The following is a 1795-nucleotide window of genomic DNA, read 5'->3' on the forward strand; positions in this document are numbered from 1 at the left end:
AGGCTATCGAATTTTACGGATGATGGAGACCCGACTCCGTTAGGACTTGTTATTAATGGTGAGACGATTACGGTGAATCCGCCTGCACTGTATGAGCCTGTAGAGGTTGCGAAAGCCATCAATGACAACGCGGCGCTTCAAGGCTTGTCGATCGTTGCGGTGAGTGACGGGACGTCTGTCGATCTAAGGGCGCTTACGGGTGAAGATATCGTTGTTGAAGTGACAGGTGTGGGCGACAGTGTCGATGTAAGTAGAGTCGATCCCTATACCCCGGGCGCTCCGGTTTTAGCAACGCAAACGGTGAATGCAGGGCAAGGTATTGCCGTTGGTGGTGCCATTGATGTCAGAATGGTTGATGGGGTTTCGTTTACGAGCAATGTTTCTACGTTGTTTGAATTGGCACCGACATCCCAATCAACCTATCGAGGCTTTACCTTTGATATTCAGGGGCAGGCGCGCAAGGGTGATGAGTTTAATATCGAGTACAACACGGACGGCGTGTCGGATAACCGAAATGCCTTGGCAATGTCTTCACTGGAATTTGAAAACTTAGTCCAGGGTTCAGTTTCCTATGGCGAATCGTATTCGCAGGTTGTTGAAAAGATCGGAACGGTGACCAACAGAGCTCGTCTTGAAAGTGAGTCAGCGCAGGCATTGCTGATTCAAACAAATAATATGCGTGATTCAATCTCTGCGGTAAATCTCGATGAAGCCGAGGGATGGCCAGACGACAATATTGAGCCAGGCACCAAGTGGGAAGATGTTCCAGATGACTGGGAATGCCCCGATTGCGGTGTTGGTAAAGAAGACTTCGAAATGGTTGAAATTTAATGGCTGATCCAATTGTCATAATCGGTTCAGGAATGGCCGGCTACGCGGTAGCCCGCGAATTTCGCAAGCTGAATAGCGAAGCACCGTTGTTAATGATCACAGCAGACGACGGCACTTCCTACTCCAAGCCGATGCTCTCAACCGGCTTTACGAAAGCCAAGTCGGCAAAAGAGCTGGAAATGGCAAGCGCCAGCGACATGTCAGAACAATTGAACATGTCTATGCGCACACACGCGATCGTTCAGGCTATCGACACCTCGGCAAAAACACTGTCAGTCGACGGCAGCAGCGTGAGCTATGACAAGTTGGTTCTCGCAACGGGCGCAGAGGTCAATGTACTCCCGTTTGTAGCGAACACAGCAGAGCGAGTTTGCTCTGTTAACGACATGGATGACTACCGTATCTTTCGGGAAAAATGTGCCGGAGTGAAACGCATCGCTATTATTGGGACCGGTTTAATCGGCTGCGAATACGCAAATGATCTCTTAAACGGAGACTACGACATCGATCTCATCGGTCCAAGCAGCGAAGTTCTAGACACGCTCCTACCGATAGAGGCGTCAAAATGCGTTACACGGGCATTGAGAGACGCCGGTGCGCACTTACATTTGAATCAAAATGTAGTCGCTATTGAGGAAACTGAATCGTCGGTGATTATCACGCTAGATAGTGGCGAAAAGATCGAGGCTGATTTGGCTGTCAGTGCCATTGGCCTGAAACCAAACACACGCCTTGCTCAGGAGGCTGGTCTTGAAACAAACAAAGGCATCGTTTGCGATCGAAGCCTTATGACATCAGCCAAAGATGTATTTACCATTGGCGATTGTGCAGAAGTCGACGGCCACGTACTGTTATATGTGCTTCCTTTAATGGCTGGAGCACGCGCGCTAGCGAAGACACTTAACGGCACTCCGACCAATCTAAGTTACGGCGTGATGCCCGTGATGGTGAAAACACCGGCCTG

The 1795-nt window shown here is 49.8% G+C and carries 2 protein-coding genes; both read left to right on the forward strand.

Annotation, left to right across the window (positions count from 1 at the left end):
* Positions 1-675 precede the first annotated feature (675 nt).
* On the forward strand, positions 676-831 hold the full coding sequence (locus A3750_RS25040; protein WP_082873334.1) for a rubredoxin: 156 nt from the start codon (positions 676-678) through the stop codon (positions 829-831).
* The coding region (locus A3750_RS17045; protein ID WP_068491053.1) for an FAD-dependent oxidoreductase at positions 831-1795 on the forward strand (965 nt) is incomplete at its 3' end. The genes A3750_RS25040 and A3750_RS17045, both read left to right, overlap by 1 nt.

The sequence above is a fragment of the Oleiphilus sp. HI0079 genome (assembly GCF_001635105.1).

What these genes read in the sequence shown, in the direction of transcription:
- A3750_RS25040 (WP_082873334.1), top strand. Translation starts at nt 676, where the DNA reads ATGCGTGATTCAATCTCTGCGGTAAATCTCGATGAAGCCGAGGGATGG.